19 protein-coding genes and 1 tRNA gene are annotated in these 14,154 nt (G+C 45.6%); 4 read left to right on the top strand and 16 right to left on the bottom strand.

The window, feature by feature from the left end; all coding sequences use genetic code 11:
* Nucleotides 1-3: 3 nt before the first annotated feature.
* The 10 genes from BM159_RS06985 to BM159_RS06940 all read right to left on the bottom strand — a co-directional run bounded on the left by BM159_RS06985 (nucleotide 4) and on the right by BM159_RS06940 (nucleotide 4,387).
* Complete coding sequence (locus tag BM159_RS06985) at nucleotides 4-531, bottom strand: hypothetical protein (protein ID WP_177205951.1); 528 nt, start codon at nucleotides 529-531, stop codon at nucleotides 4-6.
* Nucleotides 509-730 (bottom strand): hypothetical protein, encoded by a 222-nt coding sequence (locus BM159_RS06980; protein WP_093913533.1) that lies wholly within the window; start codon nucleotides 728-730, stop codon nucleotides 509-511. Before BM159_RS06980 ends, BM159_RS06985 begins: the two co-directional genes overlap by 23 nt.
* A 54-nt stretch (nucleotides 731-784) precedes the next feature.
* On the bottom strand, nucleotides 785-1,003 hold the full coding sequence (locus BM159_RS06975) for a hypothetical protein (RefSeq protein WP_093913532.1): 219 nt from the start codon (nucleotides 1,001-1,003) through the stop codon (nucleotides 785-787).
* Between the two features lie 132 nt (nucleotides 1,004-1,135).
* Nucleotides 1,136-1,711 carry a hypothetical protein gene (locus BM159_RS06970; RefSeq protein ID WP_093913531.1) on the bottom strand — a complete coding sequence of 192 codons (576 nt, stop codon included), beginning with the start codon at nucleotides 1,709-1,711 and terminating at the stop codon, nucleotides 1,136-1,138.
* A 1-nt stretch (nucleotide 1,712) separates the two neighbouring features.
* Complete coding sequence (locus BM159_RS06965) at nucleotides 1,713-2,048, bottom strand: hypothetical protein (RefSeq protein WP_093913530.1); 336 nt, start codon at nucleotides 2,046-2,048, stop codon at nucleotides 1,713-1,715.
* Between the two features lie 224 nt (nucleotides 2,049-2,272).
* Nucleotides 2,273-2,425 (bottom strand): hypothetical protein, encoded by a 153-nt coding sequence (locus tag BM159_RS11965; protein ID WP_177205950.1) that lies wholly within the window; start codon nucleotides 2,423-2,425, stop codon nucleotides 2,273-2,275.
* 35 nt (nucleotides 2,426-2,460) lie between these two features.
* Nucleotides 2,461-2,748, bottom strand: a complete 288-nt coding sequence (locus BM159_RS06960; protein ID WP_093913529.1) for a hypothetical protein — start codon at nucleotides 2,746-2,748, stop codon at nucleotides 2,461-2,463.
* A 923-nt stretch (nucleotides 2,749-3,671) separates the two neighbouring features.
* Nucleotides 3,672-3,929, bottom strand: coding sequence for a hypothetical protein (locus BM159_RS06950; RefSeq protein ID WP_093913527.1), 258 nt, complete (start codon nucleotides 3,927-3,929; stop codon nucleotides 3,672-3,674).
* Nucleotides 3,926-4,174 (bottom strand): hypothetical protein, encoded by a 249-nt coding sequence (locus BM159_RS06945; RefSeq protein WP_093913526.1) that lies wholly within the window; start codon nucleotides 4,172-4,174, stop codon nucleotides 3,926-3,928. Before BM159_RS06945 ends, BM159_RS06950 begins: the two co-directional genes overlap by 4 nt.
* Nucleotides 4,175-4,192: 18 nt before the next feature.
* Nucleotides 4,193-4,387 (bottom strand): hypothetical protein, encoded by a 195-nt coding sequence (locus BM159_RS06940; protein ID WP_093913525.1) that lies wholly within the window; start codon nucleotides 4,385-4,387, stop codon nucleotides 4,193-4,195.
* A 151-nt stretch (nucleotides 4,388-4,538) separates the two neighbouring features.
* On the opposite strand from BM159_RS06940, the gene BM159_RS06935 reads away from it, so the two are divergent.
* Entirely contained in the window at nucleotides 4,539-5,072 is a 534-nt protein-coding gene (locus BM159_RS06935) for a helix-turn-helix domain-containing protein (protein ID WP_093913524.1), read from the top strand.
* Between the two features lie 382 nt (nucleotides 5,073-5,454).
* On the opposite strand, the gene BM159_RS06930 is transcribed toward BM159_RS06935, so the two are convergent.
* The 5 genes from BM159_RS06930 to BM159_RS06910 form a co-directional block, all read right to left on the bottom strand.
* Nucleotides 5,455-5,733 carry a hypothetical protein gene (locus tag BM159_RS06930; protein WP_093913523.1) on the bottom strand — a complete coding sequence of 93 codons (279 nt, stop codon included), beginning with the start codon at nucleotides 5,731-5,733 and terminating at the stop codon, nucleotides 5,455-5,457.
* 24 nt (nucleotides 5,734-5,757) lie between these two features.
* On the bottom strand, nucleotides 5,758-6,321 hold the full coding sequence (locus tag BM159_RS06925) for a hypothetical protein (RefSeq protein ID WP_093913522.1): 564 nt from the start codon (nucleotides 6,319-6,321) through the stop codon (nucleotides 5,758-5,760).
* A 240-nt stretch (nucleotides 6,322-6,561) separates the two neighbouring features.
* Nucleotides 6,562-9,393: a DUF927 domain-containing protein gene (locus BM159_RS06920; RefSeq protein WP_093913521.1), complete on the bottom strand. Its 2,832-nt coding sequence runs from the start codon at nucleotides 9,391-9,393 to the stop codon at nucleotides 6,562-6,564.
* A 107-nt stretch (nucleotides 9,394-9,500) separates the two neighbouring features.
* On the bottom strand, nucleotides 9,501-9,749 hold the full coding sequence (locus BM159_RS06915) for a hypothetical protein (protein ID WP_093913520.1): 249 nt from the start codon (nucleotides 9,747-9,749) through the stop codon (nucleotides 9,501-9,503).
* Nucleotides 9,750-9,770: 21 nt separating this feature from the next.
* On the bottom strand, nucleotides 9,771-9,965 hold the full coding sequence (locus tag BM159_RS06910) for a helix-turn-helix domain-containing protein (protein WP_093913519.1): 195 nt from the start codon (nucleotides 9,963-9,965) through the stop codon (nucleotides 9,771-9,773).
* A 189-nt stretch (nucleotides 9,966-10,154) separates the two neighbouring features.
* Between BM159_RS06910 and BM159_RS06905 the strand changes: the two genes are divergently transcribed.
* The gene (locus tag BM159_RS06905) at nucleotides 10,155-10,916 is read left to right on the top strand and encodes a helix-turn-helix domain-containing protein (protein WP_093913518.1); all 762 of its coding nucleotides are present in this window, start codon (nucleotides 10,155-10,157) and stop codon (nucleotides 10,914-10,916) included.
* 23 nt (nucleotides 10,917-10,939) lie between these two features.
* On the top strand, nucleotides 10,940-12,133 hold the full coding sequence (locus BM159_RS06900) for a tyrosine-type recombinase/integrase (RefSeq protein ID WP_177205949.1): 1,194 nt from the start codon (nucleotides 10,940-10,942) through the stop codon (nucleotides 12,131-12,133).
* Between the two features lie 204 nt (nucleotides 12,134-12,337).
* Here BM159_RS06900 and BM159_RS06895 read toward each other — a convergent pair.
* A tRNA-Arg gene (locus BM159_RS06895) sits at nucleotides 12,338-12,412 on the bottom strand.
* A gap of 228 nt (nucleotides 12,413-12,640) precedes the next feature.
* Here BM159_RS06895 and hydG point away from each other — a divergent pair.
* On the top strand, nucleotides 12,641-14,080 hold the full coding sequence (hydG, locus tag BM159_RS06890; protein WP_177205948.1) for a [FeFe] hydrogenase H-cluster radical SAM maturase HydG: 1,440 nt from the start codon (nucleotides 12,641-12,643) through the stop codon (nucleotides 14,078-14,080).
* Nucleotides 14,081-14,154: the final 74 nt, after the last annotated feature.

Here is a 14,154-nt window from a genome sequence, read left to right as displayed (position 1 = left end):
TTATTATCTATAACCGTTTTTGCAGATTTCTGCAGAACCGCTCCGCACCATATCGCGGTACTCATCCAGGATGCTCATATCGTTGCCCAGCATGGTATTTTCGCTGATGTTCTCATTGAAATACCGGATGCCGGCAGCGATCCGATCCAGCGCCTGAAGCTTCTCCTCTCTGGAGCCGTCATATAAGGCATGAATTTCGTTATGACTCTCCCGGCATACTGTGATCAGGTTATCAATATTCCAGAAATAGTCGGGCATATCGTCTCTTTCCGCGATATGGTGAACGATGACTTCCTCGTTGCTCATGACGTACGTCTGGCCTACACCCAGGAGCCAGATATCGTAGTTCATATACCGCAGCATGACGTTCCGTCTGCACTTCTGCCATAAATACAGATGATAGTTCTGTTTGTGGCTCTCCTGCTCCTTCAGCCTCTTCCTATACTTTGCATCGCGCTTCCTGCTGCACTCCGGGCATTTCTTCCCGGTATAAAGCTGATGGCAAGTGTTACAACGTCTGTATATTGGCATCCTGATTCTCCTCTCTTTTCTGTTCCGGTTCAAAGGGATACTGTTCCACCAGGCGCTTCAGCGCTTTGTCATGAACCTTAAACACACCGGCCCACGAATAATGAGTTTTTTCGGCAACCTCTTCCCATTTATACAGATGCACATATCTGTATTCCATGACGATCCGCTGATTGTAATCTTCCAGACAATTTGTGATCACAGCCTGGATGCGCTCTTTCCTATCAAGCAGCTCCTTTATCTCTTTCTGAATCTTCTACTCATATTCAACCATCCGGATCGCAGCGCTGCCCATCCGGTCATACGGCCCACCGGAGACATGGGCATGAGAATAGCTTGCCGTACATTTTTCTGCCAGAGAACGCAGCTCCTGCGTTTCGTTAATATAAGCATCGATTTTCCGCTGACAATACTCTGCAGCCGTCAACCAATACTTTACCTTTGTGAGCTTCTGTTTATAACTTAGTTCCACCATTCGCCTTCATCCGTCATAAAGCCGATAGTAAAAAATGGCAGAAAAACATATCACTCTTTCTGCCATCGTAACAATGCGCTGCATCCGCGCTGCGCCTGCTAAGGATTAAATTAATGTCCAGGTATCGTCTTATTATTCCGGATAATCAATGTGATCGCGCAGGCCAAGCTGCAGCTCCATGCTCTGCACCCGGAAGGCTTCCGTCTTTTCAAACTCTTTGCGCTTCCGGTCATCCTCTTTTTTGAATGCCAGGTAACGCTGGAATGCGCGCTTGCCTGCTCTTTCTTTAGCGAGACCGAAACCGGCAGCCAGCCGTTCAATGAAATTAGATTTCAATGCCAGCATCAGTACAGCAGCATAAATAACCATTCTGTCCGGTGAATTAGGATTGATATATCTCCTAATGAAAGCTTCTGCTCTATCCGGATAATAGCTAAAGCCGTTTCCATCTTTTTCGGGAAGATGCTTCAGAACATCATTCAGCAACGGCAGCAGCGGTTCGGCAGCTTCCCTGATTTTAGCAGCCATTTCCCGGAATTCTTCATCGGAATAGAATTGCTTCATCTCAGGATCACCGCCCAGAGCGCCTTCAATATACGGTCTCATTCTTTTGTTTGTATAATCGGCATCCAATACGGAATAGAGCTGTTCTTTGGTTTGCAGCTTATCCCAATCTTCTTTGGTATAGCTTGATTTATATTCGTACATTTCACTCTTCCTTTCTGTTCACCCAATAATTAATTATGCTGTCCGTGATCGTCTTTACTTCCGTATCCGGAATACTAATACAATCGGTCTTTCCGTTCTTCAGCATAACCTTGATGCATTTCTTTCCGTTATCGTCCGAAGCTAATTTTATCATTCGGATGTTCTTCCCGGATTTCGTTGCCTGCAGCGTTTTTGTCATAAATTGGCAAGCTTTGATACCGGTTCTGTTCTCTATCGCGGAATTCAGCAGAAACTTATCCGCGCTATGCTTCACGGCCCAATATTGGTCTTTGTTCCTCAGCATTCCCATAATAATCTTTTCTTTGTTAGGTGCCATACAACTTTACTCCTTCAGATCTTGCTCAGCACTTCTTTAATCATGGTAATCTCATTACCACCTTTTATCCGTATCGGTTTGATATGTCCGCTTGTGTAAGTAATGAAAACGTACTGACTCCCGGATGTAATGGATGCGATCTGCTTCCCTTCATCCGTTGCCTGGATCGCCTTACACAGATAATAACAGACTTCCTGCCTGCTGCTAATGCTCTCACTCCTCTCTCACTTCTTTCTTCCGGTCTTATGCTTCTGGCGCTCCCTGGCTGGGTTCGGGCCAGAATATTTCTGCCGGGTTTTATACATATCCTCTTTAAACTTTTGCATATTGCCAACCTTGTAAGTCAGCTTCCTATTCCGTTCTTTAACAAATGGCATGATGCTTCACGTCTCCTCTTCTCTGCCTGATCCGTTTATCTGAACCGGTACCGTCTGCTCCACGTTTCACCCGGTGCCAGGTTCTCCCGATCGGGTGCCTGGGCGCTGCCATCTATCTGCGTATGTATCACCGGAACCGAGTCAGATGAAGCTGCTGCCTGATGTTTCCCTATGTTCTGCCAACTATATGCACCATCTCCCAGGCTCAGAAAAGCTTCCAGCTCCTCTTCCTGCAGCCGTCTCCGTTCCTGGTCACGCTTCCACCGGATAACGCAAATAACCGCGGTCAGCAGCACCGTTGTGGCAATTACCTTGGCAAGCATTCCTTCACCTTCTTCCGTACATTTTCCCTTTGATATATATTATACACTATATGCTTATGATGTACAATATAGTATATACTATATTTCGTATATAATTGACATATTGCACCGCATGGAATATAATTAATTAGAGGCACCTTCCATGCTTTTGATGCTCTCTCCTTCTTACCGTCCTGCAACGGCTTTCACTCCTTTAGCTGCTGCAGGGCGCTCTCTCCTACAATCACACATAATAACAGTGTTACCCAACCTGCAGCGCCTGATCTGGACTCAGTTCCACCGGGCGCTTTTGTTATTATCCGCAGAGACGGCTCCAGCGCCTTCGCTGGCGCATCCTAATTATTAGCGCGACAAATTACTCGCGTGGGCATTCAAACCGCGTTCTACGGTCATTTTACGCGGTCGGTTTTTCGGGAAGCTCTCCAAGATCCAGCGAATGAGCGGTTTCTGCAGCGGTTACCGCGTAAAAATGAAAAATACCCCCATACCCCTGTTTAGGAATTTCCGAACACCCCCGGTCAAAATCGAGGGTAGCCTTTGCGTTTTTTCTTAACTCAATTTTTGACCAGCTAATAAAAATAACAAAAACCCCATTGTTATGGGATTTCATATTAAAAAGCACTATAAAAAAACCAGAAAAAATATAGAAAAACCGAAGAAAACTCACTATAATTTTAGTAAAAAGTTAAAATTATCAGAAAATGATAAAAATCCGACTCTTTTTTTAAAGGATAGGCCCCCTTCGGTTTCGGCCCGGGTACCTCCAAAATTCCTAAACAGTCCCCCCCCCTATTCTGGCGCTCATCCGGATCAGGTTCAACGTTGCCGGGAAGGAAAATAAAAACAAGGCCCACCGGAATGGTGAACCTTTTCTGCCGTGATAAATGAATAAAGCTGCCAGCGCGGAACCGGCAGCCTTATTGTTACTTCTTCGCTTTTCTCTTTCTGGACTCTCTCTCCTGCCGAATTCCATGCATCCTTCCAAGCTCGTACATAGAGAACAGCAAGTCATTCGCAAAATGAACAGCCACTTTATAAGGCTGGCAATACGGTTCGGGAATGTTCAGGAACGTTTCCCTTACGGTCATAACATCATTGTCGAAAAAATAATCAAGCTTCTGTTCGCCTATCTTCCGCATTATGCTGTTTGCGTTCCATACAAAGGTGCTGTCTGGTTTCATGCTGTCACCGCCTTTGCTCCGGGAACCGGATGTCTGGCTGCGATCAGGCGCAAGGCCTCAGCCATTTTCTTGCCACCTTCTAAGGTTTCAGTAAATTTAATTACCTCTTCCTTACCGTCTGGAGACAGTTCCTCAAAGATATGCAGCAGCTCCAGGCACTGTTTTACGTTCTCTCTCTCCGCAGGATCACTTGCCAGCCTCTGCTCTATTTCTTCCATCGTCATGTCCACATAATTTTTAGTCATGATGCTCTCCCTTTCAATTCACTCCTTAATCAATTTTACAACATCAACACCCACAGCCTGGGCCAACTTGCCAGCCGTCTTGATCCTGACCGGTTTCCCGATCTTGATCCGCTGCAACGTTACTGTCGATATGTGCGCCTGCTTCAATACCTCGGTCATACTGTAACACCGTCTGGCGCACTCCGTCTGCAGCTTATTGTAATCAATCAGCATTGTTCCGCATCACTCCTTTCATAATGTTGTCTTTTCATCACATAAAGCGGTCTTTATGTTCTATACAAACTATTTTATACTTTGCTTTGCGTAATGTCAATTACTCTTTACAAAAATAGCTGTTTGCTTTATATTTATCATGGGTGATACTATGATAATTAATAAGCTTTCGGAGATTCTGGGAAGGAAAAAATTAAAGATCGTCGATGTTATCAATGAGACCGGAGTCACGCGTCCTACGCTTACCAGCTTATATTACGGTAATGGTAAGGGTATCAGCTTTGATGTACTGAATAAGCTCTGCGGTTATCTGTCAGTTACTCCCGGAGAACTGTTCGCATATTATGACATTGACGTTGTGGAGACCGTGATTGATTTTGAAAGTATAGATGCTGTGAGTATGAAGGAATATTCACCCTTTACCGGAAGGATCGCATTCGCACAAAGCAAATACCCTTCATTCACCTTTGAAGGCCACCTGGATGACGATCGCCATAAGCACGAATACGATTTAGCGCTGTATATTGATTTGCCCAGAGACAAATATCTGCATATGTTCCCGGACGACGTTATCGAGGATCATATCGAAAATCTATTATTTGAAAGAATTATAAACGAGCTTTCCAAATATGATGATCAGGCCGAGCTGGGTTCCGTCACCTTCTTTTATTCAGATGACAAATAGCAACTACGGCCCGGACCGAAGGTTCCGCTGCAGGTCATCGACTGCATGAGAGAGTAGTTAAAAGATGCGGAACCGTACTCTTATATATAATATATATTAGCATTTCACCTATTTAGCTCTCAAAAAGAGTCTTTAAACGCAGGCGGGATGCGGGATAGAATGGTCTGCAGGAGACTGTACAAAAATGTCGAAAATTCCTCCAAAAATGGCAGTTCCACCCCCCACCCCACTCCTGAAAAACACCCCGGTATGGTTCATGATACCGGCCCCGACAACTGTATGTAATTTTTCTTAACTTTGGGCGCGGCTGCCTGGTTACCGTTACAAAAAAAAAGATTCACCCAGACAATGATCTGCCTGGGTGATTTTTTGTTTCCAGATTCTATTTCAGTATAGCTTCACAGTAATCTTTGATGGAGTGGCCTTCAGAGTAAATCTTCATCAGTTCCCGGCCTTCCTTAGTGTTCATCTGAATGAAAATCCCTTCGCTAAAGGCCATCACTTCAACTTCAGGTTCGTTGCCAACCGGATTAATTTCGTTATTATCAAACACATCCATAATTTCTTCGATTATCTCCGACACATATACGCGGATGCCTCTTTTAAAATTGTTTTCGGTTCTTTTGCGCTGATCCATCATTTCTTTAATATCTCTTAACATGACCTTATCTCCTTCCGTAGTTCACTAATTAACGAATTGCCCACCGGCCCATTGTCTCCAGGAACCGTTCAGAACAAATTGCTGGCCTACTTCTATGCGGTACCGTTTTCCGTCCAGCGCGAATGTGTCCCATTCACCGGTATAGTCGAATTTACCGTTCAGCTCCGGACATTCACCTTCAACCGGGATATCGCTGCTCCTGGTCTCTTCCAGCAGCAGCTTCTCCCAATCTATAACTTTAAAATAGAACTTGTTCCTGCGAATAAAGTCATGCGGATCGACTTGGCTGTAATGTTTTCTACACCACTCTACAACCAGCTCCCCGGAAGGCCCAGCACCGCGATTACAAAAGATTCTCAACAGCCTTCTGTTTGCAATACCGTTCATCCGGAACATCAGGCCGTCGGGAGTAACGTCCACATTGATGTCGTCCGTATCAAAACCGGCTGCTTCCAGGGCACTCTGCATTTTTTGCAGCGCCTCATACAAGGCTTCCTGCATAGTTTCCTTGATTCTTTCATCAATCTCTCTGCGCTGATCCATCAGATCAGTTACTTTCATTACGTTGCTGCTCAACTGAATACTCATAATTTCATCTCTCCTTTTTCTTAAAAAACTTAGAAACATAGTTTATTTACCGCGATAATCCCATATATATAAATCATGTGTATTACCATCCGTCATTATGCCTGATTCTGAATAACAACTTCTCCATACATAGGGTATCTTGGTAAATATATGTTTCTATGTAAAAACGTCTCAAATCCGCGCCTGCTGTGGATTTCAGCTTACCCATATTTTTAAAACGAATCTAAGCTACCTATGTTTTTACTCTGGCATATTAACCATATAAACATACTCCACACGCGTTCCATGCTCATTACGCTGGTGAAAATATAGGCCCTGGCTGTTTTTCTGCAGATATCCTTTATCGGCCCAGGCCTTCTTTACCGCGTTAAATTGGAATCCGATGTCCTGCAGCTCACGTTCCAGGATTCCTTTGTTTACCGCATATATGCTGCTCTGCCCATATTTTTCATCAATGAATTTTCCCCAGATTTCGCCTATCGGCTCATGATGGTATTCCGCATCCTGGGTTTCCGTCTTTGACATGAACCGGTTCCGATTGGCAGCGAATCTGTTCATCAGCGCGGTATACGCGCGTTCCGCTGGATCAACCGTCAGCTCCGTTTTCAGGTATGGGATAATATCACCCGGATGCAGCGGTTCCACCTTGTCGCAGAAAATCAATGTGCTGATAACCTGGCTCGCGGTCAGTATTGCTGCAGCAGACAGCGCCTGCTTAGCGCTGAGTTTCTCTGCTGTCAGTGTTTTACAGTGTTCGTTATACATGGCCCGGATCGTATCGGGTTCCAGCGCCTTAATGTGGTTTACCAATTCTGGCCCGGCAGCACCGTAGTGATCCCGGCAGAAATTCGCGACTTCGTTTCCCAGGCTTCCGGGAAACAACGGTTCCGCTGCATCCAGCTCCACTTCGATAACACGGTTCACAGCACCGGCTCCGGATCGGATGCTGACAATCGGTTCCTCTCCGGAACAAATAAAGATACAGTTCCACTCCTGCAACGGCCTCAGGCTGCTGTCAGAATTGAGACGGCTCCGTTCCACACCTTCCGAAACTCGCATAATGAATTTATCATAATTGCCTTCTTTGTCGCGTACCGTCTGCATCTCATCAGCTATAACCGGAAGATTACGCAGGAAGCCTGCTATCCTCATTATCGCATTCGTTGTGGCATCCATGCTGCGGAGATAAGCGCCTGGCGCTGGGTTTCCCCAGACGGATGCTGCTGCCATCAAGCCGACCGTTTTGCCGGTTCCGGTCTTTCCCCAGAAATGAAGAATGAATGGCAGCGCACCCACGAGCCGAAGGATTACGCTTCCGAAGCTGGCAGCCATGACAATGTGAAAACGTTTGTCTGCCATATGCGGAGCCATGAAGGTCACCCACTCTTCCAGGGTTCCTTTGCTTTTAATGCTCTGAAATACGGTATTGTTTTCGGTTATGTTGTCGATAATAAGTTCCGGATCATATGGAGAAAATTTGTTGTTGTTATGCCAGCCCAGAGATGAGACTGATTCATCATGCGGAATGAGATCATCGTTCTTTGCAGCGATCACCGACAAATATTCCACCACATCCAAGGCATTTGTGCTGTCAACCGGAAGGCCTCTGCTCGCCAGCATCAGAATTTTACTTCTATCTGCCAGAATCCGGTTCTCAACGATCTCCTCATGCGCTGGTCTGTTTTCATGTTTCCACCATAACCGCGTTCTTACGGTACCGGTTTCAACGTTGGTCAGTATCGACACCGGCAGCACCGGAACCGAAATAACATCAATGATAATAATTTCTTCCTTTTTTTCAACTTCTTTAATGATTCCTTTTGCGCTTATAGTATATGCACCGGTTCTGAGGCTTCCTGCTTCTACCAAAGGAATCAACTTGCTTTTCTTCTTTGCTATTTCGGAAGCATTGATCTGTTTATCTCTGGCCTTCTCGTATTCTGTCCAAAGCTTAGCCATTCCGACAACCTTCAGCTCTCTGGCGCGGTCTTTGAAAACTTCCAGAAGGAAAGAATCTTTATTTAGGTAAATGTGATCAAAAAGCGCATTGAGTTTTTCACGGTTCCGGAAGTCCTCTCGCTGCCACTCGCCCGGATCCAGCTCCTCTTCCATCTCCGGAGTCGGCAGCGAAACCGTCAGGGCCACCTCTTTACCGGATGACTCACCGCCTTCCAGATCAATGGGATTATCGAAGGAATACACCTTATTCCACTCTTCTGCATACGGATTTGCCTTTGACTCATAAGGAACCGGTTCCATCTGCATCAGTTCAGCAACGTTGCCACCGTCCGCGATCCAATCGGCAATATCGTACTTTGCCGGTGCTTCCGGTTTTAAGCGCTTCACGTCTATCACCTGGAGCTTCGGAACATATTTGCTCCATGCTTCCGCATAATACCAGCCAGGTTCATCATTGTCCGGTATGATAATTATCCTGGTATGACGGTTTACAAGTTCCTGCTCTCTCGCGGTCAGCTTCACCGTATCGGCTCCGACTTTAGCTCCAGCCTTTGTGGTTATAGCCAGCACTCCGTTCTTCATCAGGGCATCCGCGCACTTTTCACCTTCTACGATATAAAGCATTCCTGGCTCGGCTTGTGCAGCTTCGTACAGATTATAAATGTGCAACGTATCTTTACACGTTTTCGGCTGGCCCTTCTTTAGCTTATCAGCATGATAATACGGAGTCATCTTTCCGCGTTTCCGCGTACCATCCGGATAATTGTCATAGTATTCCATGCGTTTTTTATAGAAGCCAATGTCACCTGACTCGGTTTTATATGGGTACCATACTGCGCCAGGCGACCATTCCCTTATGGGATCGTCAGATGTAAAAACCAGCGCAGGCTTATGACCGTCTCTGGCCCAGGCAGCAAAGATATCCTTCCCTTTGGCATTACACTTTTGACAGTAGGCTACAACGTCTACATCATCACCTTGTTTTATAAAAAGATGATGATCATCACCGCATACCGGACAGTAGCCAACCAGCTGCTCGCCACGTTTTTCTATTTTTCCGTAACTTTTTAGGATGCTAACTGCATCCGGATATAAATATTTAATATTACTCATAGACTTACACCCAACTTCTGAATATAATATGAGTGAGGAATATGCACTTCGCCAGAATCTGCATTTTCTCTCCTGCAGCGCTCAGACGGCCATCTGGGTGCTGCTTTTTATTTTTGCTTCCGGTAATCATAGTGTTTCACCCCCGGAACAACCGCGCTGCCAGCTCTGGATGACTTCACCGGCATTTTTATCCTGGTATCACGCAGCGCTGCCAGCACCTTCATGGCCTCTTCTTCATCCAGAAGATACTGTGAGCCGGTGTTCCAATTCGGGATCAGGTTCTGCCGGCAGAGTCTCCGGATGTACTTCAGCGGAAAATTTGTTTTTTCGCAAAATTCCCTTGCGTTTAAAATCATATGATACTCTCTCCTCTCTTCTTACTCTTTGAAAAAATCTGCTGGGTTCCGGTTCAAAGCTTTTGCCAACTTTCCTACCGTTGCCAATGACGGATTCCTCTTTCCGCTTAAGATCAGGCATATTGTAGTCAGCGTTACGTTTGACTTCTCAGCCAGCGCCTTCATTGACAAACATTCTGCTACCATCGCGTTCCGCAGGAATTGCTTATCGAACATTTTCTCACCACCTTTTATAAGAATCCGCGCCTGACGTACTGTCTTTCGCTAATTAAAGTTTATACAAACAACGTAAATAAGTAAAGATATGGTTAAATTTTTTGTTGACTTATATACCAAAATTTGGTAAACTATAAAAAATAAATATTTTACCTCTGGCAACCAAGTCATTTTAAAGGAGTGAACACCATGGAAAATGCCGTCGATATGAAAAAAGTATTTTCAAACAATCTGAAAAAAGCTCGTCGGGAAGCAGGCTATCGTTCCGCGAAAGAATTCCAGATGCTGTTCTCGGACAAAATCAAATTAACCACTTATGTGGGTTATGAAAACAAAGGAGTCTGGCCCCCACCGGAAAACCTGATGCTAATAGCAGACATCCTGGATGTGACAATCGACTCTCTCCTCGGCAGGAAGAGAACGTCGAAAATTGAAAAAGCAATTTACACTTTAAAAGCAAATGGCTTTTATGTTACCGACATACCGGAGCAACAAATGGTTTGTATCGGCAAACCCTTCCTTTTCCGCAAGACGAACAAAAGAACCGGTAAGAGAATCACGAAAGAGGAAAAAGAAGAAGTTTTAAAATATTATGAAGAATGGCCCGATCTTTCTGAACTTTTTGTTCCTTATGATGAAATTATCAGCGCTGTCACCGAAGCAAACAAAGAAACCGAAAGAGCTAAATTTAACAGCGACAGATTTGCTAAGAACAAGGAAAATGAAAAGCGCTGCTTCCAGGGATTTGTGGCCCATATCATAGTTAAACCGCGGTTAGAGCAGCTTGAAAAAGAACGCAACGAATTTCTTCTTTACCACAAACCGTTAAGTGAAGAATATCGTACCGGAATTCGAACAACCTATTTCTGGGCAACCTTCGTTGCAAACGATATTGCACTTCATAAAATACCGATTCCAAACCCTGAATTTTATGATAACTATCTGGAATAAGCGCAGCAGAAAGGAGAATGAAAATGGAAAAAGGTAAAAAGATGAAAGGCCTGAAAGGTGACGGTTCCGTATTCAAAGACAAGCGCTTTGGCGGTTATATTTACCAATACATTGACAATGCCGGTAAGAAGCATCAGAAAAAATTTGCTGATACTCCGGAAGGCAAGCGTGAAATGAATGAGTTCATTAAAAACACCCGGAGCCAGATCAGTGATGGATACATGGTCGAATGCATCACCCTGGGAGAATGGATCAGTCAGTTCATAGAGATTTATAAGAAACCGAAGCTGCGCGAATCAAGCTATATCCGGATGAAACAATCTGCAGATAAGATTCCCGACTCGCTCTGGAATACTCCGCTGGATCAGGTTCAGCCGGTTATGATCCAAAACACTTATAACGCGCTCCTGGAAGAATTATCCAGCAGCAGCGTAAGCAAAATTCATAAGCTCATGGGCAGCGCCTTCGCCAAGGCAGCAGCTTCAAAGATGATAAAATATAATCCCATGTCCGCTGTGGAAAGTGTTAAGGTAAAAACGAAAGATATTGAAATCTTCACTTTCGCAGAAATACTGAATCTGTTCCGGGCCATCAAACGGATTGAAAATGATCCCAGATGTGCCAAGCTGCAGCGCGATTATCACACCTTATTCATGCTGCTGCTGACAACCGGAATGCGCGCTGGTGAGCTTCTGGCGCTGAGATGGGAAGATGTGGACTTCACCAAGCGCGAAATTCATGTTCATGCAAGCAACGGTCACTCCGGAAGAACATCCGTGATCACAGAAACAAAGACCGCAGCCGGGAACCGTCTTATCCCTATCCTCTCGGATGCCTGCTACAACAGACTAAACCGGCTCCGGAAGGCAGATGGAGTGCTTCATATCAAAGGGTACATATTCGCCACCAGCACCGGCAAGGCCCTGAGCTACGGAAACCTCTTCAGGGTATATCAGCACATTCAGGCAGAAGCCGGTATCACAAAGACGATCCATTGTTTCCGTCACACCTTCGCGACAACGTTGCTGGCTAAAGGAGTTCCAATTCTGGAAACATCTCGCATCCTGGGCCATACAGAAGCCAGCACCACGCTGAATCTGTACGGACACAGCATCCCATCGTACAATACGAAGCTGATTGAACAGTTCTCCAGATCGCAGAAAAAGACCGTTGCAGAAAGCAAAAAAATCATTAAGGTAGTAAAACAAGCAAAATAAAAATAACTAACCCGGTTCGGAACCACTCCAAACCGGGTATTTTTCTGGCTTAGAACCACAAGCTTATCACAAGCATTCAACAAGCATTCGTAGTAAAAACAAGTCGATTTTAGTCGATTTTCCTTTCACAAACTAAAGTCAAAATCTGGCATTAAAAAACCTCTGAAACCAGCGTGGTTGCTGACTTCAGAGGCTATTTTTTATTGGTGCGCCTGAGAGGAATCGAACCTCCGCACCCGGTTCCGGAGACCGGTGCTCTATCCACTGAGCTACAGGCGCAATTCATAAATTGTACGAGAAATATTGTAGCACAGTTTACGTTTTTTCGCAAATTTTTTTCAAATTTATCAGGAAACCCGATTTAATCCTTGTTTCCTTTACATTCAGGTTTTTTAAGAGTAAAATGTAATATAAGCTTTTTAAATATGGTTTAAAAGGCATATGTTATGTTTTTCAAATATATTAATTATAGAATATTACCGACTGCAAGAAAGAAGGAATCCTATCATGTACAATCCCAAGTCATTACTGGCCGACGAGTTTATCGACCACCAGGAAATCCTGGATACGCTGGCCTATGCCGACGCTAACAAAGATAACAAAGAATTGATTGAAAGCCTTTTGGAAAAGGCCCGCCCCCGCTGGATTAACGGACAGTTGAACTGTACCGGCCTTACCCATCGGGAAGCTTCCGTCCTGCTGGCCTGTGAAGACCCCGCATTAAACGAAAAGATGTTCAAACTGGCGGAAGAAATCAAGAAGGCGTTTTACGGCAACCGCATCGTTCTTTTCGCCCCGCTGTACCTTTCCAATTACTGCATTAACGGCTGCGTATACTGCCCGTACCACAGCATCAACAAGAACATTCCCCGTAAAAAGCTGAACCAGGAAGAAGTAAAACGGCAGGTAATCGCATTGCAGGATATGGGACACAAGCGCCTTGCACTGGAAGCCGGTGAAGATCCGTTCCATAACCCCATCGAATACATTCTGGAATGTATCAAAACGATATATTCCATCAAACACAAAAACGGGGCTATCCGCCGCGTCAATGTGAATATTGCGGCCACCACCGTGGAGAATTACCGCAAACTGAAGGAAGCCGGCATCGGTACGTACATCCTGTTCCAGGAAACATATCACAAGGAAAGCTACCTGAAGCTCCATCCCTTCGGCCCCAAGCATGATTACAACTACCATACGGAAGCCATGGATCGGGCCATGGAGGGCGGCATCGACGACGTCGGGCTGGGTGTATTGTTCGGACTGGAACTGTACCGTTATGAATTTGCAGGTCTGCTGATGCACGCGGAACATCTGGAAGCAGTGCACGGCGTAGGTCCCCACACCATCAGCGTGCCGCGCATCAAAAAGGCGGACGACATTGACCCCTCCGTATTTGACAACGGCATTTCCGACGATATTTTTGCCAAGCTCATCGCCCTGATCCGCATCAGCGTCCCCTATACCGGCATGATCATTTCCACCCGGGAAAGCCAGGAAGTCCGCGCCAGGGCATTGCATCTGGGCATTTCCCAGATTTCCGGTGCGTCCCGGACTTCCGTAGGCGGTTACGACGAGCCGGAGCGTCCCCACGATACGGAACAGTTCGACGTATCCGACCAGCGCACGCTGGATGAAGTCATCGCCTGGCTCATGGACATGGGCTTTATTCCTTCCTTCTGCACCGCCTGTTACCGGGCGGGCCGTACCGGCGACCGTTTCATGAGCCTGTGCAAGACGGGGCAGATCCAGAATTGTTGCCATCCCAATGCGCTGATGACACTGAAAGAGTTTTTGGTGGACTACGCTTCGGAACAAACACGCAAAAAAGGCGACGCTATGATTGCCAGGGAAATCCCTACCATCCCTAATGAAAAAGTCCGTTCCGCCCTGGTAAAATATCTGGAACGCATCGAAGGCGGCGAACGGGATTTCAGGTTCTGACTCTGTTCTATATTATTTTATACCCGGTCACGTACTTCTTCGCGACCGGGTTATTTGTAACTTAAAGGAATTGT

The organism is Succiniclasticum ruminis DSM 9236, assembly GCF_900112895.1.
Classification (GTDB): Bacteria; Bacillota; Negativicutes; order Acidaminococcales; family Acidaminococcaceae; genus Succiniclasticum; species Succiniclasticum ruminis.
This window is presented reverse-complemented; position numbering and strand designations above follow the sequence as displayed.

Coding starts and splice junctions, on each gene's coding strand:
- BM159_RS06985 (WP_177205951.1), bottom strand. CDS start 531: ATGCCAATATACAGACGTTGTAACACTTGCCATCAGCTTTATACCGGG.
- BM159_RS06960 (WP_093913529.1), bottom strand. CDS start 2,748: ATGCTTGCCAAGGTAATTGCCACAACGGTGCTGCTGACCGCGGTTATT.
- BM159_RS06935 (WP_093913524.1), top strand. CDS start 4,539: ATGATAATTAATAAGCTTTCGGAGATTCTGGGAAGGAAAAAATTAAAG.
- BM159_RS06965 (WP_093913530.1), bottom strand. CDS start 2,048: ATGGCACCTAACAAAGAAAAGATTATTATGGGAATGCTGAGGAACAAA.
- hydG (WP_177205948.1), top strand. CDS start 12,641: ATGTACAATCCCAAGTCATTACTGGCCGACGAGTTTATCGACCACCAG.
- BM159_RS06970 (WP_093913531.1), bottom strand. CDS start 1,711: ATGTACGAATATAAATCAAGCTATACCAAAGAAGATTGGGATAAGCTG.
- BM159_RS06930 (WP_093913523.1), bottom strand. CDS start 5,733: ATGTTAAGAGATATTAAAGAAATGATGGATCAGCGCAAAAGAACCGAA.
- BM159_RS06900 (WP_177205949.1), top strand. CDS start 10,940: ATGGAAAAAGGTAAAAAGATGAAAGGCCTGAAAGGTGACGGTTCCGTA.
- BM159_RS06950 (WP_093913527.1), bottom strand. CDS start 3,929: ATGAAACCAGACAGCACCTTTGTATGGAACGCAAACAGCATAATGCGG.
- BM159_RS06905 (WP_093913518.1), top strand. CDS start 10,155: ATGGAAAATGCCGTCGATATGAAAAAAGTATTTTCAAACAATCTGAAA.
- BM159_RS06975 (WP_093913532.1), bottom strand. CDS start 1,003: ATGGTGGAACTAAGTTATAAACAGAAGCTCACAAAGGTAAAGTATTGG.
- BM159_RS11965 (WP_177205950.1), bottom strand. CDS start 2,425: ATGCCATTTGTTAAAGAACGGAATAGGAAGCTGACTTACAAGGTTGGC.
- BM159_RS06945 (WP_093913526.1), bottom strand. CDS start 4,174: ATGACTAAAAATTATGTGGACATGACGATGGAAGAAATAGAGCAGAGG.
- BM159_RS06925 (WP_093913522.1), bottom strand. CDS start 6,321: ATGAGTATTCAGTTGAGCAGCAACGTAATGAAAGTAACTGATCTGATG.
- BM159_RS06920 (WP_093913521.1), bottom strand. CDS start 9,393: ATGAGTAATATTAAATATTTATATCCGGATGCAGTTAGCATCCTAAAA.
- BM159_RS06910 (WP_093913519.1), bottom strand. CDS start 9,965: ATGTTCGATAAGCAATTCCTGCGGAACGCGATGGTAGCAGAATGTTTG.
- BM159_RS06915 (WP_093913520.1), bottom strand. CDS start 9,749: ATGATTTTAAACGCAAGGGAATTTTGCGAAAAAACAAATTTTCCGCTG.
- BM159_RS06940 (WP_093913525.1), bottom strand. CDS start 4,387: ATGCTGATTGATTACAATAAGCTGCAGACGGAGTGCGCCAGACGGTGT.